This is a genomic window from Leptospira alstonii serovar Sichuan str. 79601, from assembly GCF_000347175.1.
GTDB classification, from domain to species: Bacteria; Spirochaetota; Leptospiria; order Leptospirales; family Leptospiraceae; genus Leptospira; species Leptospira alstonii.
Map to the genome: position 1 here is coordinate 82,989 of NZ_ANIK01000028.1, position 23,257 is coordinate 106,245.

Below are 23,257 nucleotides of genomic sequence, written 5' to 3' on the forward strand. Positions count from 1 at the left end.
AGTAACTTTGGCAGCACCCGCATAAAAAAAAGACGCCCTTTTTTCAAGGGCGCTTTTAAAACGAAGCGGATCTCGCGTCTCCCTTAGAACTTTGCGACAACACCAAGGGTCAGACCGTTTTGGTAATCTGTTTTTTCACCCTTTTGGTCAACGAATTGTTTACCGGTTGCCCAGTCTCTACGAAGATCCAGTTTGATTAATAGGTTTTCGGTAAAATTCCAAACCGGAGTGACGGTAAATGTTTTGTACTGTCCTGCGTTTCTAGTTCCACCGTAGTTTTTATAATCGTCGTTCATTGCTTCGAGAATTTGTTCTTTGGTAACTCCAAAGGACCCGAAAGTGGGGTCCGCTGCAAGAGCCGTAGCCACCGCGTCGGCAACCGCGAGGTCCGAGGCTTTTTTGAATTCACCGACGTAAGCGTTCGGACCCATGAAAGGATTGAAAGTAGTCAAAGCGCCGTTATTGTGTTTGTCGTCTATATACTCGGCACGAACGTTCACTCCCCAGGCTTCGTTGATTTTAAACTTCGCAAAGATACCGTAAGCTTTGTAATTGGTCTTGACATCCCGTTTGTTGTTCAAACCCCAAAAAAGAGTGTCTTTGTTGAAGACTTCGGCTCCGGTTCCATCGACATTGTATTTTCTTTGGTCTAAACTTCCGTTGGTAACCGCACCACCGGCTTTTTCGCTCCAAGTGTAATCCAAATCGATCGTGATTTTATCGGTAGGGGTAATGGAAAGAATCGCGTGATTCATGAACCAGTAGTCTTTGTTGTATTTTGCTCTTTGCGGATTTGCCACATTGTATAAGCCGATCTTCGGATCTCCCGAAGAGTTCGCTAGTTCCGTGGCCATAGCGGCCTTGGAAGGATCGACGCGAGCGTAGGCACCGTCGCTGGAATAAAGAGTGTTCCAAGTGACTGCGAGTTTATCTTCGATCAACTGACCTTTGATCTGAGTTCCGACCGCTTTTCTTTCCGTTTGACCTTCCACGAAATAACTTTTTCCCGCCGCATTACCGCTGTAAGCCGGGTCCGTGATTACGTTCAACGGAGCGGTGGTTGCAGTTGCGGGAGAGTTATAACCGGTACCACCGCCACTGTTGTAGATATAAAAGGTTCCCGCCCATTTATCCGTGAACTGTGTGGTCAGACGAGCGCCTGTATGAATAAATGGGATCGTATTTTGGAAGATCGCGCCTATCGAGTAGTTCGGATTACTCATAGATTCGAGAACCTCATAACCGATGTGAGTCGCCATTTTACCGACGTCCAATGTCATCCCTTTTAAAACCGGGAAATACAAACTTACGTATCCTTGTTTGAGCATATTGTAGTTATAGATGCTATTGCTTTGGGAATAAGGAGCTTCCTGAAACGCGTTGTTTTGACCGTTTTGAATGTCGATCCTGAAACCCCAGGGAGAACTTTTTTCGGCCGCTTTCTGGATCGTAAGAGCCACGGCATTCACCGCAAAGTTCTTATTACTCGTTTCGAAAGCCCGGGTAGCATCAACGTCGTTTCCTTGTTTCGGATTGAGATTGTACATGTAATACACATCTGCGAACCCCGAAAATTCGATTTGATCATACCATTTTTTATCTTCCTGCTCGGCCGTTTGGGAAACCGGTGCGGGGGCAACTGAAGTATCCGCTGCCGACTTCTTTCCGGTCTGGGCAAAGACCTGAGAAGAAACGAGCAAGCAGAGAACGGAAGCAACGAGGGTTATTGTTTTTATTCTCATCATTCTCCTAAATCTCCTATGCCCAAATTATGCAAAATGCATGCCAACGCTTAAAATTTAAAATTTGGTTAAAAAAACGGCATATTTTTATTGGAAATAAGAAAATGAGTGCTTATTAAATAAATAAGAATGACATAATGTGATTTTTATTGATAAATATGCCTTGTATTTAAGCAAAAATTGGGAACGGAGTCCCCACGTTTTAGGAGTCAGTAGATAGGGATTAAGGGTCAGGGTTAAAATTTTTTCCGATTTTATCCATAACGGCTCGGAAGAAATCCGAGTTTTATCGTTCGTTTAAAAATGTAGGAGTTCCCACGTTTCAAGGGGCGAGGGTTTAGTCACTAAGGGATTAGGACTTTTCATAATTAGTCGTCCCTGAAAAAGAGAGATCTAACTAAAATGGTAGCGCGAAAAAGAGATTTGAAAAAGGCGCGTGCAAAAAAAGAGAAAATTGATCCAGAACAAAAAGAAAGCTCGAAGTAGCTTACTGAAATTACAACCGGCAGCGGATAGGAGGACGTTGATACGATCACCTTCTTTTCCCTTGAGAAAGTTCCGAACCATCTTGTGACCATGTTTCAAATGAGAAAGGTGTTATCAGCAAGCCTGTGTAAATGACTTTCTTTAAAACGAATCCAATATCAATCGATCGCCGAAAATAATCGAAAACTGATAGAATCGTATCCGGGAATCCTTTTAATCCGTCAACGCAGACGATCAAAATATTTTCAACTCCTCCATAAGATCACAGGTGTCATTTTTCATTCCGATGGTGGCGGTAAGTATCATTCCAAAGAGTTTCTGAAGTTGATAGGTATGAACCACATCAAGAACAGCACTGTGTATGACGTTTATGAAAATCCGATCGCTGAAAGAGTCAATGGTATCATTAAGAACGAATACCTGATTCCTTACGGTGTGGACTCCTTCGAACGGTTTCAAAAACTGATTCTCTTTACAACAATGTTAGACCGCATGGGTCGCAACGTGGGTCAATGTCTGACAGGCAAGGTCATGAGGTTTACCTGCTGTCGAAACGGGGGACTCGCCGTTACGCAGTCTCACATCCTGTTCGACTTGGCTCCACGGCGTCTCGCTTTTGCCTCGGAACATCGTGTTCCTCGGAAGCGTTTCTCGCTTCTTATGGAAGCTCAAAACGCTTTATAAAAGCTCGCTTCGAGTCCCAAGTTTTGTTGTGATTGAATGTTTGATTGTTGGTAAGAAAAGTTTTTTGCTCGAGAGGGGACTCGAACCCCTACACCTAAACGGCACAAGCACCTCAAGCTTGCGTGTCTACCAATTCCACCACCCGAGCGGTTGCAATGGACAGGATGCGAGAGTTACCTTGGGAGTCAAGGAACTTACATTCAAACCAATTCGTATTTCTTCCGAGTCTTTTTATCCTCAGGATCGATTTGAATTCGTTCGGGATGGAATACGATATTCCAGTAACGTTTGGAATACGCGAAGATTCCGGCGAAAAGAATCATTACAAGTATGTAGCCTGAAATTTCAGGATGTTTGAGAACACTTTCACCGGAAATCCTAAACTCTATAAGGGGAATACACATATACCAGAGAACGGTGATCGCAACGAGTCCGACTCCGAATTTTCCCCACCAGTTCGGTTTTCCTTGAATTCCTCGCTTGAGATAAAGAAAACTTCCCAACCAAACGCCTAACATTTCTCGAATAACGTAAGCGATCAAAATCCAGATTGGAAACCGAAAGTAATGAACGATTACCGAAAGTCCTCCGATTGTCACAATCTTGTCGCAGATAGGATCCAAATATCGGCCAAGTACGGATTCTTGATGGAGAAGTCTTGCAAGAAAACCGTCGAGGTAATCCGTGAGGACTGCTAAAAGACAGGTAAGCATCGCATAGAGTAAGAATTCCGTCTTATCCGGCGAAGATATATAAGTTTTTGTGAAAGTGATGAAAAAAGGTAAGAGGAAAACCCTGCTCACGGAAAGAAAATTGGAAATCGTAAAGATACGATCTTCTAAAAGTTCCTGAGGTTTTTTTTCCTGAACGATCATCCTTGTTTGGGTCCCAATATTTTTATGCGAAGAATTTTGTATTCCAGTAAATGAAAGAATAGATTTTCGGAATAGAATTTTTCGAGTCAACTGAACCAAAATCGATTGACCGTAGGAGTTCCTTTGAAAAAGTATCAAACGAACAAGGAGCTGTAGCTCAGCTGGTTAGAGTGCCTGCCTGTCACGCAGGATGTCGCGGGTTCGAGTCCCGTCAGCTCCGAAATTTTCCTCTTTTCCAAATAATCTTACACCAACCAAAAAAATCGGACTCGAAGCTTATGAGCGAGAGCGTTTTTCGCTTTCGTAAAAAGCGTAAAAACGCGATGCGAGTCCCGTCAGCTCCGAGATTTTTCTTTTTTAAAACTAATTCTTTAACCTTTCAGGAAAAATATCAAACACAAGGTAAGTTTCGAGTTATTTCACTCCGAGCATTGCATCGCTTCGGAAGTTTTTCATTCGCCCAATCTTGCTTAGGTTAAACTTACGATAAAGTAGTGAAAACGTAAATTCGGACTTTTTTAAATCCGTAATGGACAATTGGAGTTCTCGCATTTTCTGAATTCGAGGAATCTTTTCTAAAAATGTGGGAACTCACACATTTTCTGGGACGGTAAGATGAGTTTTGACAGTAAAACGTAAGTTCCGTAAATCATAAGGGCATTCTTTGTCGTCCATACGAGATTTTGCAATTGCAAAATTTTACCCGAATACTTAGGTGAAATTTGCGTATAACATTCACATACGAAATGGAAAACTTTGCTCGTTTTTGAATCGACTACGAAGCTCTTTTCGTGGAAAATATACGAGGTTATACAAACGTGCTTGGAGAAAAAATCATGAAGAAGATTATAATTTTAATACTTTTCCTATTAGGATTTTCCAGCGGAATTTTTGCAATTTCGGAAATAGAAGAGTTGTTAATCAAAGAGGCGACGAATCCGGAATTAAAAAAGATTGCAAAAGAGTATCTGATTAAGAAAGCGAAGGACCATAAGGATCTTGCAGAAAAGTATAAAAACCTATCCAATCTGAGTAAAGGTGGAAAAGCGATTTCTTCTATAGAAGAACACAATAAATACAAAAAATTAGCGGAACACTGTGAAAAAGAAGCGAGTATTTATGAACGTGAAGCTAATAATCTTTAAATGATTTGTTTTGAGTTTGTCATTAAACAAATTCAAATTTTTTAATTTATAGACTTTTCTATTTTCTTCGTTAGTCGCTTACGAGAGAGGCAACTAACGAAACATTTTTTGAACTCTTTCTCCCGATCTATTTTTACTGATCTCTATAAAATTGAGTACCGCTAATTTTTATCGTAAAACACTGCTTCAATGCAAAATATTAGATACTTTATATAGTTATGAGTAATTTTTTCATCTAAGACAGTTCAGCAAATTTTAGGATATTTAAAAAGTACGGTTGTGTAGACGGTTGCTTCCGGAAAAAGTAAGTTGTCGAATCCTTGCGAACTCAAATCCGGAAATCGAATCTCCAAAGGTTTTTTAAAAGGCTTTTGTGAGAATTTTGGCAGGTTGAGCGGGAATTCATAACGAGATTTTCCTAAACCGTATTTTGATTTTGATCGTTAGATCTATCGGGAAAACGCTTAAATATATTCTTCTCCGTCTTTTTTGACAAAGATCGTTCCTTCTTCTTCCAATTCTCGGATCAGATTCAAAATTATATTTCTTGCGTCGTTGATTTCGCGTAACGTAAGTTTGCCTCGAATGTCCATCATATCCATAATTTCCGCGGCCCTGTTTCTGGACATCGCGTTTAAAAAATGATTTCTGAGTTCGTCTCCGGCCCCTCGCAAGGCCATACTCAAACAATCGTCGTCGCTTAGACGGTTGATTAGAATTCTCATTTCCTTTTGATCCAAACCTAAAACGTCTTCAAAGGTGTATAACTTCTCTTTGACCTGTTTTGCAAGTTCGGGAGAATTCGCTTCGAGTTCTTTGAGAATATTCTCTTCTTGGGATTTGTCCATGTGGTTGAGTATGTTTGCAAGAGCTTCCGCACCTCCCGCTTCGCTGTACTCGGACCTGTCTCTTTGTTCGTATTTTTTCTTGAGAACTCTCGCGATCTCTTTGATCGCGTCGGGATGAGTTTTGGTCGTATTCGCCAAACGATAGGCGACGCCGGCCTGTAGTTCTCCCGGAAAGAATTTTAAAATATCCGCCGCTTTTTTCGGGCTCATAAACGCGAGAGTCACGGCGATCGTTTGAGGGGATTCGTGTTGTAACAAACTCGCAAGGACTCCGGGTTCGGCTTCGCTCAAAAAGGAAAAATCATCCTCGATATCTTTCCGCGAAAGTTTACCGAGAATATTTTCCGCCTTTTCTTTTCCCAAGGATTGTTGAAGGATTTCTCGGGCGGCGTCCATTCCGCCTTTGATTTCTCCGTCTCCGGGAAGAACCGAATTCTTAAATTCTAAGAGAACGTCTTCCTTCTCTTTTCTAGAAATCGATTTGATTTGAGCCATCTCCAAAACGATTTCTTCGATCATGGAATCGTCCAGTTTGGATAAAACCTTGGCCGCGTCTTCTTTGTTAAGCGACAAGAGAAGCAAAGCCGATTTTCTGATTTTTTCTTTTCTCGAACCGGAAGCTGATTCTTTTTCCACAAAAATAAAGTCCTTAACCCGTAAGTAGGCGAAGGGGACGTTCCGTATATTCTCGAAATGAAGAAAGAAATCTGGCTCCGGTCGCTCCGTCCACGACCCTATGGTCGCAGGATAGTGTGACAGATAACGTCTTTCCGGGAACGACACTTCCTTGTAGGACAACCGCTTTTTCCACAAGCGCGCCGACCGCGAGGATTGCGGCTTCCGGTTCGTTGATGACTGCGGTAAAGGAAGAAATTCCGAACATTCCGAGGTTGGAGACGGTAAAAGTTCCGTCCATGTATTCACCAGGTTTGAGTTTTCTTTCTCTCGCTCGGGAAGCAAGTTCTTTTATTTCACGGCTGATTTCACCCACGGATTTCCTATCCGCGTCTCGAACATAGGGAGTGATCAGTCCTCCTTCGATGGAAACCGCAACTCCGATATCCACTCTTCCGTGTTCGAGGATATGATCCTCTCTCCAAGAGGAGTTGACTTCGGGAACGTCTCTTAAACAAAAAGAACAAGCCTTGAGAATGAGATCGTTTACGCTGATCTTAGCGGGACCTTCGAGCCCCAGATCTCTATTGTATGAATTTCTAAGAGTATCCAACGGATTTGCGTCCAATTCCAACGTAAGATAAAAATGAGGAATTGTGGAAGTGGAATGGGCGAGCCGAGACGCGATCGTTTTACGCATTCCGGTAATTTCCAATTTACGATCTTGTCGCTTAACAAAAGAACCCTTCTTGCCGCTTCCCGTTTCTTGATAGGAAAGAATATCGCGTTTGATGATTCTTCCTCCTGGTCCGGAACCGATCACTTCGCCTAGATCGACTCCTTTTTGAAGGGCCAAATTTTTTGCAAGAGGAGAAGCCTTAACGGGACCTCCCGCACGAACGGATTTGGATTCTCTAAATTCTTCCCGTTGCAATTCGGGAAAAGTCCTAGAAACCGTTTCGATCGAAGACGATTCCGTTTTTTTTCCGGCGATCGGCGCCTCGGATAACGTTACATTTTGAGTTTGAGAGTATAACGACGCTTTTGATTGCGGTTCGGTTTGTGTGTGAACTTGCGATGTGGTTATAGGTTGTGTCGAACCTGCCTGTGCGAATTGTGTCGTCGAACTTTCCTTTTTCGATGGAATCGATTTTTTTGCGGTTTCGACTAACGCGGCTACGTCTTCTCCGGATTTGCCGATGATCGCGACCGGAGCGCCAACCGGAAGTAAAGTTCCTTCGGGTGCGAGAATTTCCAACAAAACTCCCGTTTCAAAGGCTTCCATTTCCATCACGGCTTTGTCCGTTTCCACTTCGGCGATAATTTCACCGGGAGAAACGGAATCTCCTTTTTGTTTGAGCCAACGTACGATTTTACCTTCCGCCATCGTAGGACTGAGTTGAGTCATCTCTGCAATTTTAGCCATTTTGAATATTCCTTACTCTTGTCATTCGAGCATTTCCCGAACCTTGGAGACGATTTTCTCCTCGCTCGGAAGAGAAGCCTTTTCTAAATTAGCGGCGTAAGGCATCGGAACGTCTTCTTGAGTGATTCTTTCCACGGGAGCGTCCAAATGATCGAATGCGTTTTTTTGAATGAGATACGCTATTTGCGAACCGAAGCCCGCGACCTCCCAACCTTCTTCCACGATCAAAGCTCGATTTGTTTTACGAATGGACGAATAAATCGCCTCTTCATCCAAAGGACGAATCGATCTCAGATCCAAAACTTCCACGGAGATTCCTTCTTGCGCAAGTCTTTCCGCGGCAGGCAGAACGTACATCAAAGCGCGCGACCAACTAATGATTGTTAGATCCGATCCTTCCCGTTTGATGTCGGCCTTTCCAAACGGAATGGAATATTCCCGATCCGGAACCTCGCCTCTGCTTCCGTACAACACTTCGCTTTCGATAAAGATGGTGGGATTATTGTCGGCGATCGCGGTTTTCAAAAGGCCGCAGGCGTCCGCGGGAGTATAAGGGGCGATTACTTTGAGACCGGGAATATGCGCGTACCAACTTTCAAAGGACTGGGAATGTTGGGCCGCGAGTCTTCCTCCCGCGCCACCCGCACCTCTAAATACGATCGGAATCGGAAACTGTCCCGCGCTCATATAATTCATCTTAGCCGCCGAATTGATGATCTGATCGATGGCTACGAGAGAAAAGTTCCAAGTCATAAATTCTATGATAGGACGTAAACCCACCATAGCCGCTCCGATTCCCACACCCGCAAAACCGTTTTCGGAAATCGGAGTATCGATCACTCTTTTTTCTCCGTACTTGGCAAGCATTCCTTGAGAAACTTTGTAGGCTCCGTCATAGTGACCGACTTCTTCTCCCATGAGAAAGATGTTCGGGTCCTTATCCATTTCCTCGCACATGGCGCGGTTGAGAGCTTCTCTATATGTGAGAATTGCCATCAAACATCCTCCGCATAAACGTTCTTATACAACCAGCCGAGAGGAGGTTCATCGCTCTTGTCCGCGAATTGAATGGCTTCTTCCACTTGAGCCGATAAATCCATATCTAGTTTTTCTAATTCTTCTTCGGACCACTGCGAATGAAGAAGATCCTGTTTCGCTTTCAACAACGGATCGCTTTGTTTATAACGATCCAATTCTTCCTTGGTCCTATACTTTGCGGGATCGGACATGGAGTGACCTCTAAAACGATACGTGGAAATTTCCATCAGGGTAGGGCCTTCGCCCCTGCGTGCGCGTTCCACGGCAACGCTTACGTGGTCTCGAACCTTACGAACCTCGTCTCCTTCGATATGATCTCTCGCAATATCGTAGGCGCCCGCTCGAACCGAAACGTCTTTGACCGAAAGAGCTCTGTATTCGGGAGTTCCCATCGCGTAGTGATTGTTCTCGCAGATCATCACGAGAGGAAGTTTCCAGATCGCAGCCAGATTCATTCCTTCGTGAAAGGAACCGATGTTTGCCGCCCCTTCTCCAAAAAAGCAAATCGTGACTGAGTTTTCGTTTTTATATTTGGAAGCGTATGCGATTCCCGCGGCGAGAGAGATATGCCCTCCCACAATTCCATGTCCTCCCATGAAATGTTTGTCCTTATCGAAGAAGTGCATGGAACCTCCGTAACCTTTGGAGATTCCGGTTCGTTTCCCGAAAAGTTCGGCCATCAAAGCCTTTGGATCCAAACCTCGTGCCAGTGCGTGTCCGTGATCTCTGTAAGTGGAAACGATGTAATCTTGTTCTCCAAGAGAGGCGATCGATCCGACTCCTACCGCTTCTTGTCCGATATAGAGATGACAAAAGCCGCCTATCTTTCCGGTGCTGTAGGATTTGGCGGCGCCTTCTTCAAACCTTCGGATGAGAAGCATTTGTTTGTAGAGTTCAAATAAGTCTTGAGTATCTTTTTTAGTTTTGGTTTGATTCATAAGAAATTGTGAATTGATAAAACAATCGCAAAGTATCCTTCTTTAGAAGTATATGCAAACGGATTTCGTCGGTGTTTGAAAAAAAATCCAAAGAGTCAAAACAAACGAAAATATTCTTTTCCTAAAAGGAAGATCCGATTTTCACTTTATTCTATGAGTTTAGTCCGAACGATTTTGGTCACCGAAGACGAACCGGGAATTCAAGAAACGATTCGGATCGTTTTAGAATCGGAAGGTTTTAGAATGCTTTCCGCTATGACCGGCGCGGAATGTCTTTCTCTCCTGAAAGAATCTCCGAATCTATTGGTGTTAGACGTCGGCTTACCGGATCAAAACGGTTTTGAGATTTTAAAGGAACTCAGAAAAAAAGATTCGATTCCGGTCATCTTACTCACTGCGAGAGAGTCCGAACTCGATCGTGTTCTCGGACTGGAATTGGGCGCGGACGATTATATGGTAAAACCGTTCAGTCCTCGGGAGTTAGTCGCGAGAATCAAGGCGGTGCTCCGGAGATACGGCGGAAACTCCGAAGAAAAACGAACCGAGTTTTTGACGGACGAAGATCGTAAGATAGTTTATTATTACGGCAAATCCTTACCGCTCACACCGTACGAATACAAAACGTTACTGTTGTTTTTAAAACGACCCGGTAAAATTTTCACTCGGGAAGAAATTATGGACATGGTTTGGACGGAACCGGAAGATAGTTTCGATCGAGCCGTGGATACTGTGATTAAGAATATCCGATCCAGATTGAAAGAAGTTCGTCCCGATCTCGATCCGATCGAGACAAGAAGGGGCCAAGGCTACGGAATAAAGGAAACGTTATGAGTCTTTGGATCCGAATCGTCATCGGTTTTTTTTTGCCTTCTTTGCGGGTTATTACTACTTCATAGATAAGATCGAGGATTCGATTCGACCTCGTTATATGGAAACGGTCGAAGAATCGATGAACGATACGGCCCATCTGCTTGCTTCCTCATTGGAACGCGAACTTTCCAAAAAAGGATCTACTTTGGGAGAAGTCAGCGAACGAATTCTTTCTCCCATGTTGCGGATCGCGAAAGAGCGGAATCTGAATTCTAAAATTTTCGAAATCACCAAGAAGAAAGTGGATCTGCAAATCTACGTTACGGACGAAAAAGGAATCGTGGTCTACGACGGAGAAGGACATCGAAAAGGGCTCGACTATTCCCAAAAGAACGACGTTTTCTTAACTCTCAGGGGAAAATACGGAGCGAGATCGAGTCCTTTATTCGTTTCCGATTCTGAAAAAGGATTATTTATAGCGGCCCCGATCCGGCTTTCCGGAAAAACAATCGGCGTGCTTACCGTGATCAAACCCAAAAACAGTTTGATCCCTTTTATAGAAGCGACTCGAAAGAAATTTTGGAATTTGAGTTTGTATGTGGCGCTTTCTATAATCGTTTTGTTTATTAGCATTTTATACTTTTTGTTTTCTCCGATCCGAAAATTATCCGATTATGTTTCCGCGCTCCGATCCAAAAGACGAATTCCTTTTCCTAAAATCGGCGTACCGGAAATTCGAGGCTTAGGAGAGGAAATGGATCAATTGTTTCGCGAACTTGCGGGTAGAAAATATGTGGAAAATTATGTACAGTCCATGACCCACGAAATCAAAGGCCCTCTTTCTTCTTTACTCGCATCCGCGGAATTGATTTCTGAAAATCCGGATCGTTCGGATTCTTTGATCGCAAACATTCAATTGGAAGGAAGGCGCATACAAACGATCATTGAAAAATTATTGGAACTGAGCGCATTGGAAAATCTATCCCAATTGGAAAAAACTCCGAACTTGGATTTGAGCGAAATGATAAGAGAAGTAGCGACTTCCGTTTCTTCCGAATCCTTTCGGAAAAAAGTAAACATCTTACAAACAACCGAAACGATTTACGTGGAAGGAAATCGTTTCTTTTTAAGTATCGCACTTCGAAATTTAGTTCAGAATGCTTTTGATTTTTCCAGTCCCGGTTCTCAGATTACGGTTCGTTGCGGTAAAAAGGAAGGATTTCCTTTTATAGAGGTGGAAGATTCCGGACCTGGAATTCCCCCTTACGCTTTGGAAAGAATTTTTGAAAAATTCTATTCCCTTCCTCGTCCCGATACGGGCCGCAAAAGTTCGGGCCTAGGACTTGCCTTTGTTCGGGAAATCGCCAAATTACACGAAGCGAAAGTGGAAGTGAAAAATCGAGAAGCGGGCGGAGCAATCGCGACGATTTTTTTTGAAAATCGTTTCCAAAAATAAGATCCTCACAAAGTCCTCACACTCCGCTCATCCGTTCCTCATACGATCGGTGCATACTTCTTAGGTAAGGAGAACGTATGTTTAAAATTCAATCGTCTATCAATCTTAGAATTTTCATTCTCGCGATTTTGTTAGCTGGATTTTTGATTCCGATCCAGATGGTGGATTCCTTAGTATCGGAAAGACAACAAAGGGCCGCAGAAGCCGCAGTAGAAGTGAGCTCCAAGTGGGGATCGTCCCAAACAGTGGCTGGTCCTATTTTGGTGGTTCCTTATCATGTACTAAAAGAAGAAATCGAGGAAAAAAACGGGAAGGAAGTTTTCGTAAAAGCAAATGTATACGAAAAAATGTATTTTCTACCGGAAGAATTGAATCTGGAAACGGATTTAAAAGCGGAAAAAAGAAAACGAGGAATTTACGAGGCGATCTTGTATGCAGGAGATTTGAAAATCCAAGGGAATTTTAAACGGCCTACCGTTTCCGATTTTCCGAAAGATACAAAAAATATTGAATGGGACAACGCTCGTTTGATCGTTTCCGTAAGCGATTCTAAAGGAATCGGAAGCGACATGGAATTGGTTTTTGCGGAAAAAAGAAAAACGTTTCAACCGGGAGGATCTTCTGCAGATGATTATTTTCATTTCGGTTTGCATTCCGAAATTAGACTTTCTGAATTGAAGAATCCACTCACGTTTCAAATCAAAATTCCTATCCAAGGTTCCGATTCTATGCATCTCGTTCCTCTTGGAAAAAAGAGTACGGTCCAAATCTCTTCAAACTGGAAGGATCCTTCGTTTGAGGGAAATCTTTTGCCGAAGGAAAGAACCATTTCTGAAACCGGATTTCAAGCGACGTGGGAATCTTCGTATTTTTCAAGAAATTATCCGCAGGTAATTTCGAGTAACGATTTAAATTCGAATGAGATTTTATCTTCCGGGTACGGGGTTCGTTTGATCGTTCGAGCCGATCAATATCTGAAATTGGAGCGATCTTTGAAATATGCGATTTTGTTTCTTGGCGCCAGTTTTACTCTTTTCTTTCTATTGGAAATTTTCGGAGGAAAGATCCTTCATCCGTTCCAGTACTTAATGATCGGATTTGCGATGGTGGTATTTTATATTCTCAACTTGTCCTTATCCGAACATTTTGGATTTACGTTTGCTTATATCACCGCGTCCCTAGCCGTTTCCTGTCTTATCTCCTATTATGCGGGTTCCGTTTTGCAGAGTAGAAAGAGAGGATTCATTGCGGGTGGGTATTACGTAGGATTGTATTCCTTTTTATACGTTATACTCGCTTCCGAAGATAATTCTCTACTTTTAGGTTCTATCGCCGTCTTTTTGTTTTTGGCGATTTTGATGCACTTAACTCGAAAGATAGATTGGTATGGATCCAAAAAGGGGGAGATAGAATCGTCCTAAAAAATTTGGATTGGATTTTTGAAATATAGAAAAGCAAGATCGATTGCCCTAACTCGCAAGAGTAGGGCTTTTCTATTGGATTTGAATCTCCGAAGTTTTAAAGGTTTTCAAAAGAGAAAAAAATCGGATTGGAAAATTTTTAATAATTATTAATCCGAACCTTTCCCGAGTGAGTGGACACGGTCGTGCAAGGAAAAAAGCGTGACTCGTAAAACAGTTTTATAGGAAAATACCCTATAAATCATGAATCCATCCGAACTATTCGAAGCAATCCGTGCAAAAAGCGTAGAAACCGTAAAACGATTATTAGACGAAGGTTGTGATCCCTCCGTATTCGAAGAAGGCGGAGATAATGCACTCACTCTCGCAGCTTATATGAAACAGCCGGAGATAGTAGAACTCCTTTTAAAAAAAGGAGCAAGGGTCAACGATAGAACCAAAGGCGGACGTACCGCGCTTCACAATGCGGTTTGGCAGTATGACAAAAATTGCGTAGAACTTCTATTGGGAGCGGGTGCGGACATCCATATCGCGGATAATTCCAATTGGACTCCCATTTGGCTTTCGGAGCGATGGGAACCATTTTCCATTTTGATTGAACGTGGCGCTCGTGTAGACGGCGTCGATCAGCAAGGAAATACGCTTCTTAAGAGAATGGCTTTGGCGACGTCTTCTTTTCAACAGGACGACGGGATCAAAATGTTAAACAAACTTGTAGAACTTGGTCTCGAAGTCTCTAATGAAAAACCGGACGATTATGGAGAAACTCTATTGATGGAAACGATCGATAGGTCTCCTATCAATAAAAAAAAGAATCAAATCGCTTACTGGTTATTGGAGCAAGGAATGGATTCTTTGTATGTAAGCAAGGCGGGTGGAACTGCGCTGCATTACGCGTGTAAGGTAGGGGATTTGGAATTGGTAAAGACCTTACTTTCTTTTGGAGCCGATGTAAATGCGAAAATTACGGAAGATGGAAACGGTTTCGAGAAAGGTATGACCCCGCTCGATTGCGTAACAAAATACGGATCGGGGCGTAAATCGATCCTTGCAGAACTTAAAAAAACGGGAACTGATAAGGGCAAACCTAAATCCGCAATGGATTTGGAAATCGAAGGCAACGTAGTCCGGCTGCAAGGAAAAGATCGTAGGGCGATTTTAGAGGAGATGTTACAAATTACAAAAAACTTAAAAGTCAATGTCTTCTCTCATCCGGACTATGATGATCCGGATCATTTTCTAGATTGGGAATTCCAGGGCGAAGAGGTTGATGAAGCCGATTTCTTTTCAAAATGTGCGGATGATCCGGAATTGCGTCCTCTTGTGGTTCGTTATGTATCACAGATTTTGAATGCAAATGAGAAGGAAGAAGAACCGCCGATTTATGTACACGAGGAACTGGAAGCCGGGGGTTATGCAATGCAGGCGTTAGTTGCCACTGGAGAAGAAACATTTCTTGAACTTCTTAGCCGATATGTCCGTTCGATCGATATTGATCATACGGTTCATCTGTATGATCTGATGGATGTAGCGCGAAAAGCCTATTCTGAAACTCAGTTGGCCTTGATTGAGAAAACCCTCGACGAGTTGGGATTGGCTCGTTAGAGTTTGAAAACTTTTAAAAAAGTTGTTTTCGAAATTTTCTATTTGTTATTACTCAAGAGCTATGTAAGGGGGTAGTAAGAATTTGTTCAGAGCGGAAGGGCAATTTACGGGAGTTCCCACATTTTCAATGTTTAGCCGTAAAGTCTGAATTTGAAATAGTCCCGCGGACTTGTGCGCCGTGCAAAATCTAAATTTGAGGGTGAAAATTACGCAAATTGTGTCCTGAAAAGCTTTCTCCTTTTTAGAAAAAGTCGATTTGAAAATAAAAAATACTTACGAGAATTGCTAAATCGATCGAATTTAAGAGATAAGCCTAATAAGAATCAATTTTTTCAAAAAAAAATATAAAATCTGCACTCCTTAAAATTCATCATTTTCTATTAAAATCTTCGAAAAACGACGATTTTTAGAGAAAATTTGCACTTATCCTAAACTCAATCCCAAAGACCGAATCACCGAAGATAGATTAGGAAGGAAAAGGCGTCGGATATAAATTCTCTCGTTCGGATTCTTCCAATACATATAAATATTCGACCAAAACCAAACTCACAAGGGGCTCTGGCACGGATGCCGGAGTCATGATCAGTTTCAAGGAGGAAACCCATGATCATCAATCACAACTTAGCCGCGATCAACTCTCATCGCGTTCTGAAGTTTCAGAATAACGAAGTAGCGAAGAACATGGAAGCTCTGTCTTCCGGTATGCGAATCAATCGCGCCGGAGACGATGCTTCCGGACTTGCCGTTTCTGAAAAAATGAGAACGCAGGTGAAAGGTCTTAGACAAGCAGAAAGAAACACCGAAGACGGTATGTCACTGATCCAGACTACGGAAGGATATTTGCAGGAAACTAACGATATCATTCAAAGAGTTCGGGTTCTGGCTATCCAGTCCTCCAACGGAATCTACAGCGCAGAAGATCGCCAGATGATTCAGGTTGAAGTTTCTCAGCTCGTGGACGAGATCGATCGTATCGCTTCTCAGGCGGAATTCAACAAGATGGCTCTCCTTCAGGGGGACTTTGCAAGAGGTTCTAGAACTTCTTCTATGTGGTTCCACATCGGACCGAACCAACACCAAAGAGAAAGAGTGTATATCGCGACTATGACTGCGAAATCTCTCAATCTGATTAAGGCTGACGGTTCACTCCTGACCCTATCTACTGCTGAATTTGCCAATGACTCTATCGGAACTCTGGACGACGCTCTGATGAAAATCAACAAACAAAGAGCGAACCTCGGAGCATACTTCAACAGACTGGAACACGCTTCCAAAGGTCTGATGGTTGCTTACGAGAATATCCAGGCTTCAGAGTCGAGAATCAGGGACACAGATATGGCGGAGGAAACAGTTGCATTTACGAAGAACCAGATCCTGGTTCAATCGGGAACTGCAATGCTTGCTCAGGCTAACGTAAGACCTCAGTCGGTTCTCCAGCTTCTTAGATAAGATTTTAACCTGAACGGTTAAAATCTTGCGGCCGCCGATTTTTTGGCGACTGTAAAGGCGGGAGAATAACTGACCGGAAGAGGAGCGCATTCCATTGGGATGCGTTTCCTTCCGGAATTGATTTCTAAATTCCATCCGGTCCTTTTTCCGACCTTTTTAAGAAGCCGCTTTTAGCGGCTGTTCGCGTTTTAAGTTCCCCAAAAGTACGACGGAAGGTTTTGTCAAAGAACATTCTAAGTAAAAATTAAAATATTAGAATATTCGCTTTCCGTGGTCCTTTTGGGATCAAAGAGATTCGTTGAACGAATAGCGATTGATAATCGAATATTACTCCGCGGTGTAGACGCCTGGTCTTTCAGGTGGTCTGAATACTGTCCATCCCGGAGCACCGGACAGACCATGTCCGGCCGGCAGATAGGGAGATTTGCCGGTTCATCTCTACAAAGGAGTGTAGAATGATTATCAATCACAACCTGAGTGCGGTGAATGGTCACCGTTCTCTAAAGTTCAACGAGCTTGCTGTGGACAAGACGATGAAGGCTCTGTCTTCCGGTATGCGGATCAATTCCGCGGCGGACGACGCTTCCGGACTTGCGGTTTCCGAAAAGCTTAGGACGCAGATCAACGGTCTGCGTCAGGCGGAACGGAACACCGAGGACGGGATGAGTTTCATTCAAACTGCCGAGGGTTTCCTCGAACAGACGTCGAACATCATTCAGAGAATCCGGGTGCTCGCCATCCAGACCTCGAATGGAATCTACAGCAACGAAGATAGGCAGCTTGTGCAGGTGGAAGTATCTGCGCTGGTGGACGAAGTCGATCGAATCGCTTCTCAAGCTGAATTTAATAAGTTCAAGCTTTTTGAAGGTCAATTCGCGAGAGGATCCAGGGTCGCGTCTATGTGGTTTCACATGGGGCCGAACCAAAATCAGCGTGAGAGATTTTTTATCGGCACAATGACTTCGAAAGCCCTGAAGCTTGTGAAAGCGGACGGGAGACCGATTGCGATTTCTTCTCCGGGAGAAGCGAACGACGTGATCGGTTTGGCGGATGCGGCCCTTACGAAGATCATGAAGCAGAGGGCGGATATGGGAGCTTATTACAATAGGCTTGAATATACCGCAAAGGGTCTGATGGGTGCGTATGAAAATATGCAAGCGTCGGAATCCAGAATTCGAGACGCCGATATGGCGGAGGAAGTTGTCTCGCTGACCACAAAACAAATATTAGTGCAGAGTGGTACGGCAATGTTGGCGCAGGCAAACATGAAACCGAATTCAGTTCTCAAGCTTCTGCAGCAGCTCTAAGGAAGCCTTCCAGGAGGGAAGGTAGAAAAAAAGGTTCCACCGGAAGGCATCTCTTCCGGTGGATTTTTTTAATTTTATTACAATCTGTTTTTAGAATATTCTTTTTTTCGAATTCACTTTTGAGTGCGATTTACAAAGGTTTGAGATTCGCTTTCTTCCTGCGCTAAATTCGCCCCTTTGTTTAGAGCCTGCTTAAGAAAAACTCAAGCCGAACCCATTGCCGGATATTCTTCCGTAGGATTGTGGAAATTATTCCCGAGATATCACTTCCAAAATGTCGCCTCTATCCAAGTTTAGAACCGTTCTTTCGATCAGTTTTGTTATTTTATTTTTTTCACTGAGGCTGATCTTGTCGAAAACGATCAGAACTGAAAAATAATCGATATAGTATCCCTGTGTTTGATTTGTTGAATCGTAGTTCAGGGTCGAGTCTCTTTTATAATATCGGCTCGATTGGTTTTTACTATCCTCGGTGTATCCTGGAGGAAGATTTGAATTCGATTTGGAAGAAGGTTCCGGTTCCCAGGAATTCCCGTTGAAGTGTCCACTGAAATAGGTGCCTCATTCTCGATGGATCATTCGGCAGGGAGTGAAACTTTAGTTTCACAAAAATGTGGAAACTTCCTATGTTTTTAAACGAACGGTGAAACCGGGATCTCTTTCTTACCGTTACTGATAAAACGGAAAAATTTTAACCCTGACATCTAACCCCTATCCACTGATGCCTAAAACCCTGACCCCTAGTACGCTCCTGCAAATTTCTCCCGAGGTTTTGGGGCAAGCTCTTAGTTCCGCTTTATCGGAAGGATCAAGCTGGGTGACGATTGATCTCTATGAAATAGAATGCCGTCAGTTTGAGCACGAAACCCGCGTTTAGATGCAGAATTATAGACGCTCAATTTTATAGAGATCAGTAAAGCGTCTCGCTTCTATTGGCGCTGGACGGTCTATTTCAATTTTGGGACAAGTTTGTAACGGAGCGCAGTGAGTTTTGAGGCGAGTCCGTTTTAAAGACAGAATTATAAACGCTGTTTTATATGGTTCTGAGTAAATGTGTGTGTCTGATGTTTTGTAGGATTTATATATAATGTATTTTTAATGTTTATGCTACCAAGGTAATGTATCTTTTTTATAAAAAGGTTTGATTTGAAAATTGGTAAAAAAATATTAGAGAAGAATTGCGCGTAAAAAAAATAATCGACGCGATGTTTTGCGGGAGGTCGTTTTTGGAAACGAATCCTTTGTCGGAATTTTTTTAAAATTCAAAAGCGGAAATATTTATCATTAAAATTGAATGTTGTTCCGGGGCAATCGATCGATCTTTCGGTTCCATCGGAGGCCGTAGTTAAGGAAAAATTTTGTTGGGTAGTTTGATCGTATTTGAGTTTTTGGGAAGATACGATTGTTTGCGTGTTTTTTGAATGTTTGTGTTTTTGTAAAATTAAAGTGAATTGGAACGACTTGGTTTGGAAATATTATCGAGTAATGGAGTGTTAAGAGTGAACAAGAAACAAAAAGTTTCAGAGGCGAAAGCTTTGAGACTAAATCCGTCAACAATAGTTCAGGCAGGAATTAAGTGGTTTTCGCTGATTTTAATTTTTTCGTCGGCGTCTTTTTGTATCCCTGAAAAAAAGAATTCCAACAAGGATATTATGCTTTTGGCATGGTTGGTCGGAGAGATGAATTCTTTTAAAGAAGGCCAGGTATTTTCAAACGCTAAACATTTAACGGGACCGCTGGGTCAAGTGGAGTATCGCGGTTTAGATTTTCATGATAATGTCGTTTTTAACGGGGTTGGAAAGTATAATTGGCAAGAGGCCGGCGATGCGACTCTCAACGTAGGAGTGACTCTTCACGCGATGGCTTGGAAATATAAGAATACTCGCGATCCGGATACGCTTGTCCTGATTAAGAGATACGTTAATTATTATAAGTTAATGCAATCCCTCAATCGGGGAGGACTCGGTCGAAACTTTGTCAACGTAGAAGCCTATGATCAATTTTTACCTTGTAATAAGAATGGAACTGTGGGTGTAACTCCCGACAATATATCTTGCGGATCCATGAGATATAACGATTATACGTTTGAAGACCAACGGTATAAATTCAGATATGATTTTTCTCTGGATGCGGTGATTCATTCGCTTGTTGGACTTTATTGGACTTATGTTTTTGTGGACGAGTTAAAACCGGATATCGTTCAGATTTGTACGGATCTTTTGGCTTACTATGAAGCTAACAATTATCAAGTAAGAGATTTTAATAACGTGAGTCTTCGATATGGAGATCATAATCCTGCGACCAATCCGGTGGCCAAAATCAACGAAGTGATTTTGAAATACATCGTTCGTGGTCAGATGACGGATCTGGGCGCTTGGCGGGAAATTATAACTCTCGGTTCCGTTTTTGCAGGGCTGATCGTTCAGGTGGAGGACGCCAATTTCTTTAATCATTATATGCTCATAAAAGGAGTCGGCGTTTTGGTTCATTTGGGATATCCGTTGCAGAACGGGTTGAAAAATCTGATCAGTGCGGTCAAGGATCAAGGTAACGAACTCGCGGAATCCATGGATATTTATTTCTTTCAGGCTTCTAAAATACACGTAAAGGATAAGGGCGGATTTCCTCTCTTCAATTATCATTGTTTGTTGGATCAAAACTTTACGGATATCATAGGGCTTTTTGATAGAAAACCTTACAATAAATGGGAGTATTCTCCGTTTAGAAGATGTATCGTGCAGCGGTCTTCCGCCTTAGGGTTGAACGCGGGTTTTCTGGAAGCCTATTGGTTATGGTAAATTGATCCGGCAATGATCGTAAAAACCCTATTGATTTTCGGAAAATTTAAATTTCGAGATATAAGATAACGTGAATTCGACGGTTGAAAGATTGGGCGAATCCCTCACCAGTTTTAATGCTCGCAACGCTCACTAACTGGTGAGGGACCGCGCTTTCTGCTCCAATCAACAAATTGACAGATTGCTCTAAAAGCAAAATTTTTTTGTTCTTTCAATTTGTTGATTCCGCTTCAATCGCTTTCGCATAGGTTATACCCAACGCACGTTTTTAGATGTCAGACAAGGTTGTAAAGTCCTAACCTTTATCCACTAAATCCTCGCCACTTGAAACGTGGGAACTACCGCGTTTTAGCCGGAAGGGATGACGGTTCATGTTAGGGTTCTCGCATTTTTCTTTTTTTAGTTTTGGGACAAGCTTCTCAATGAATTTGTAGAAAGCGATCTTGCTCGCGGGATTGAAAACTCAATCCCGTTTTGGTTTCTGTGTTTTCGCAAAAATATTAGTTTAAGATCGGTTCGGGAACTCTGTTCCTGACCGGTTTTAAAGATTTAAGATAAGCAAAGATATCCTTCAATTCCTCGTCGCTGAGAGGATTCATGTTTCCGATAAAAATTCCGTTCATAGGCGGAAGAATCGGTCTTCCGACTCCCAATCTTTTTTGAGTACGAACCGTTTGAATGAACATTTCTTCGGTCCAACCGCCGATACCGGTTTCCGGATCGGGCGTTAGATTCTTCGCAAAACTGACTCCCCAAGGACCGACGACTGCGGTAAGATCTCCGGTAAATAAAAGCCAGGGAGAATTTTTATAACTTTTGTAATCCGGCAATGGATTCGTTTCTAAATATCCCGCTAAAAATTTGGAAACGTCCGGCACGGGACCTTGCGGAGTCATCGTTTTTGCGGTATGACAATCGCTGCATCCTGCAACCGTTACCAGTTTTTTACCTCGTTCAACGCGCGAATTACCGTCGTTCTTCGAACAGTTTGCGAAAAGAGTGATCGCGAAAGTGAATATCGAAATCGTAGAAAAAATTTTTTTCATAAACTTTCCTAATTGTATTTTATAAAAAGTCGACCGTGCCAGATACGATCGTTTGCTTTATCGTAAGGCAGATTCCGGAATTCAAAAAAGAAGGCTATCGAAAAAAGGAATGTTCGTTTTTTTTGAATGCTTTGATGGATCGAAGGCCGATTTGAATTTTTGATTTACAAATGATTCTTGAAAGAGTTCGAAAATCTTCCGCGTATCCGATTCGCAAAAGCGGAAAACAATTTGTGTGAGGACAAAAAAATACCCGAAGTTATAAAGCTCCGGGTATTTTCAGTTTTCTTAGAATTGTTGTTTAAAGTCTTATTTCAAAGGTTTGAATTCTAAGTTAACCACACCGCGGGTCGCAGATTTTACTTCCAAAGACTTGGTCGCTAAGAAAGAAAAACCTCTGTCTTTTTTGTAGACCAGTTCTTCTTGAAAGAGAGAATCCTTACCGGGATAAACCACTTCCCACTCGGAACCGTTCGTATCGGAGGTTCTTACGTTCACTTCTTTTACGGCGGTAAACTCGGTAAGATCATCCTTGAACTTAGTCGCTTCGTCCGCGCTCAGTCCTGTAAACTTCAGAACGATCGGGTTGTTTTCGGTCAGATTGAACCATTCTTCTTTCAACTGATTGTTTACTTTTTTAGAAACGGAAGTCGCCCACTCGCTGATCGCTTTTTCTCTGGATACTTTTTGAGTGATGTCCGCGCCGCGTCCGTCAGCCGTTCCGCTGTCTACGATCTTACCATCACCCCAAAGAAGAACTACTTTGTAAGTTCCAGTAGCCGCAGTGTTGTAGATGGTTCTTTCCAGAGCTTTTCCGTTTACCGAATCCAAAGGTTGTTGATCCTCGGTTTCAACGGTTGCGAGAACCAATACTTCCGCTTGAAGAGCTTCGGCAAGAATCTTGATCAAAGGAGAACCTTCCACATTTTCAGCGTCTACTTGATTCTTACCCACTTTTTTTGCGGTAAGAGCAGGATCGATGATCTTGTTTCCGTTTTTCTTCAGAGCTTTGATGATCTCAGCCTCTCCGAAGTTGTTTGGACCGGCAGGAATTACGGGAGCTCCTCCCACTTTACCGAGAACTAAAACGGCAACTCTTGGGTTTCCAACGTCTGCGAGGAGGTTGTCGACCGCGGTGGAAATTTTAGATTCTTCCACTTCGCATCTAACCGTAAGTTTTAACATAGGCTGAGTGTCGATTTTACCTTCCGTTTCGTCGATGATATCGTAACTCTTAACGAACGCATCCGTTTTGGAAAGAAGGCTGGAACCTAAACTTTCCCCGTCGGAAGCCTTACTTTTGCTACTGATTTCTTCGCCGATCACCTTACGAACCGCGTTGATTTTTGCGTCCTTCAGAGCTCTTTGTTTTGCGATCTGCTTGTCTCCGTTGTAGATGGGAGCTTCGCCGATTACGGTAACCTTGTTACCTTCTTTTTCGTAGAATTCTTTCTTCTTACCACGAGTGGATCCGGAAGAACCGCAGCTGACTGCGAAGGAAATAACTGCTAAGGCCGCGATTAGCCTGGTGGTAGGGAAACGATTCATTGTGTCGTTTTTCTCCTTGA

17 protein-coding genes, 2 tRNA genes and 1 pseudogene are annotated in these 23,257 nt (G+C 42.8%); 10 read left to right on the forward strand and 10 right to left on the reverse strand.

The window, feature by feature from the left end; all coding sequences use genetic code 11:
* Positions 1 to 83: 83 nt before the first annotated feature.
* Both LEP1GSC194_RS06160 and LEP1GSC194_RS21945 read right to left on the reverse strand, forming a co-directional pair.
* Positions 84 to 1,742, reverse strand: coding sequence for an outer membrane beta-barrel protein (locus LEP1GSC194_RS06160; protein WP_020772833.1), 1,659 nt, complete (start codon positions 1,740 to 1,742; stop codon positions 84 to 86).
* Positions 1,743 to 2,135: 393 nt separating this feature from the next.
* A pseudogene (locus LEP1GSC194_RS21945) lies at positions 2,136 to 2,336 on the reverse strand (IS5/IS1182 family transposase); the annotation flags it as partial.
* A gap of 225 nt (positions 2,337 to 2,561) precedes the next feature.
* Here LEP1GSC194_RS21945 and LEP1GSC194_RS23565 point away from each other — a divergent pair.
* On the forward strand, positions 2,562 to 2,912 hold the full coding sequence (locus tag LEP1GSC194_RS23565) for a hypothetical protein (RefSeq protein WP_408605327.1): 351 nt from the start codon (positions 2,562 to 2,564) through the stop codon (positions 2,910 to 2,912).
* Positions 2,913 to 2,977: 65 nt separating this feature from the next.
* On the opposite strand, the gene LEP1GSC194_RS06170 is transcribed toward LEP1GSC194_RS23565, so the two are convergent.
* Positions 2,978 to 3,060, reverse strand: a tRNA-Leu gene (locus tag LEP1GSC194_RS06170).
* A gap of 52 nt (positions 3,061 to 3,112) precedes the next feature.
* Positions 3,113 to 3,787, reverse strand: coding sequence for a CDP-alcohol phosphatidyltransferase family protein (locus LEP1GSC194_RS06175; protein WP_020772910.1), 675 nt, complete (start codon positions 3,785 to 3,787; stop codon positions 3,113 to 3,115).
* Positions 3,788 to 3,933: 146 nt separating this feature from the next.
* Between LEP1GSC194_RS06175 and LEP1GSC194_RS06180 the strand changes: the two genes are divergently transcribed.
* Positions 3,934 to 4,007 (forward strand) — tRNA-Asp (locus LEP1GSC194_RS06180).
* 616 nt (positions 4,008 to 4,623) lie between these two features.
* A complete protein-coding gene (locus tag LEP1GSC194_RS06185) occupies positions 4,624 to 4,932 on the forward strand; it encodes an LIC_10421 family protein (RefSeq protein ID WP_036041642.1) in 309 nt (102 codons plus the stop codon).
* Positions 4,933 to 5,396: 464 nt separating this feature from the next.
* On the opposite strand, the gene fliG is transcribed toward LEP1GSC194_RS06185, so the two are convergent.
* From fliG to pdhA, 4 genes are read right to left on the reverse strand one after another with little or no spacing between them, the layout of a single operon-like run.
* Positions 5,397 to 6,416: a flagellar motor switch protein FliG gene (gene fliG, locus LEP1GSC194_RS06190; RefSeq protein WP_036041578.1), complete on the reverse strand. Its 1,020-nt coding sequence runs from the start codon at positions 6,414 to 6,416 to the stop codon at positions 5,397 to 5,399.
* A 13-nt stretch (positions 6,417 to 6,429) separates the two neighbouring features.
* Positions 6,430 to 7,821, reverse strand: coding sequence for a dihydrolipoamide acetyltransferase family protein (locus tag LEP1GSC194_RS06195; RefSeq protein ID WP_020772774.1), 1,392 nt, complete (start codon positions 7,819 to 7,821; stop codon positions 6,430 to 6,432).
* A gap of 21 nt (positions 7,822 to 7,842) precedes the next feature.
* Positions 7,843 to 8,817, reverse strand: coding sequence for a pyruvate dehydrogenase complex E1 component subunit beta (locus LEP1GSC194_RS06200; protein WP_017809912.1), 975 nt, complete (start codon positions 8,815 to 8,817; stop codon positions 7,843 to 7,845).
* Positions 8,817 to 9,797 (reverse strand): pyruvate dehydrogenase (acetyl-transferring) E1 component subunit alpha, encoded by a 981-nt coding sequence (gene pdhA, locus LEP1GSC194_RS06205; RefSeq protein ID WP_020772817.1) that lies wholly within the window; start codon positions 9,795 to 9,797, stop codon positions 8,817 to 8,819. Before pdhA ends, LEP1GSC194_RS06200 begins: the two co-directional genes overlap by 1 nt.
* Positions 9,798 to 9,950: 153 nt before the next feature.
* Here pdhA and LEP1GSC194_RS06210 point away from each other — a divergent pair, with 153 nt between their 5' ends.
* The 7 genes from LEP1GSC194_RS06210 (at position 9,951) to LEP1GSC194_RS06240 (ending at position 20,643) form a co-directional block, all read left to right on the forward strand.
* The gene (locus tag LEP1GSC194_RS06210) at positions 9,951 to 10,628 is read left to right on the forward strand and encodes a response regulator (protein WP_036041645.1); all 678 of its coding nucleotides are present in this window, start codon (positions 9,951 to 9,953) and stop codon (positions 10,626 to 10,628) included.
* A gap of 4 nt (positions 10,629 to 10,632) precedes the next feature.
* On the forward strand, positions 10,633 to 12,063 hold the full coding sequence (gene creC / locus LEP1GSC194_RS06215) for a two-component system sensor histidine kinase CreC (protein WP_020772932.1): 1,431 nt from the start codon (positions 10,633 to 10,635) through the stop codon (positions 12,061 to 12,063).
* Between the two features lie 77 nt (positions 12,064 to 12,140).
* Positions 12,141 to 13,484 carry a cell envelope integrity protein CreD gene (creD, locus tag LEP1GSC194_RS06220; protein ID WP_020772919.1) on the forward strand — a complete coding sequence of 448 codons (1,344 nt, stop codon included), beginning with the start codon at positions 12,141 to 12,143 and terminating at the stop codon, positions 13,482 to 13,484.
* 243 nt (positions 13,485 to 13,727) lie between these two features.
* On the forward strand, positions 13,728 to 15,089 hold the full coding sequence (locus LEP1GSC194_RS06225; protein WP_020772845.1) for an ankyrin repeat domain-containing protein: 1,362 nt from the start codon (positions 13,728 to 13,730) through the stop codon (positions 15,087 to 15,089).
* 603 nt (positions 15,090 to 15,692) lie between these two features.
* Entirely contained in the window at positions 15,693 to 16,538 is an 846-nt protein-coding gene (locus LEP1GSC194_RS06230; RefSeq protein ID WP_002994206.1) for a flagellin N-terminal helical domain-containing protein, read from the forward strand.
* Positions 16,539 to 16,993: 455 nt separating this feature from the next.
* Complete coding sequence (locus tag LEP1GSC194_RS06235) at positions 16,994 to 17,845, forward strand: flagellin N-terminal helical domain-containing protein (RefSeq protein WP_020772736.1); 852 nt, start codon at positions 16,994 to 16,996, stop codon at positions 17,843 to 17,845.
* A 1,499-nt stretch (positions 17,846 to 19,344) separates the two neighbouring features.
* Positions 19,345 to 20,643 (forward strand): hypothetical protein, encoded by a 1,299-nt coding sequence (locus LEP1GSC194_RS06240; protein ID WP_020772828.1) that lies wholly within the window; start codon positions 19,345 to 19,347, stop codon positions 20,641 to 20,643.
* A gap of 500 nt (positions 20,644 to 21,143) precedes the next feature.
* Here the strand turns inward: LEP1GSC194_RS06240 and LEP1GSC194_RS06245 are convergent, their stop codons facing one another.
* Positions 21,144 to 21,689 carry a c-type cytochrome gene (locus tag LEP1GSC194_RS06245; RefSeq protein WP_020772878.1) on the reverse strand — a complete coding sequence of 182 codons (546 nt, stop codon included), beginning with the start codon at positions 21,687 to 21,689 and terminating at the stop codon, positions 21,144 to 21,146.
* Positions 21,690 to 21,998: 309 nt separating this feature from the next.
* Positions 21,999 to 23,237, reverse strand: a complete 1,239-nt coding sequence (locus tag LEP1GSC194_RS06250; protein ID WP_020772733.1) for a lipoprotein LipL46 — start codon at positions 23,235 to 23,237, stop codon at positions 21,999 to 22,001.
* Positions 23,238 to 23,257: the final 20 nt, after the last annotated feature.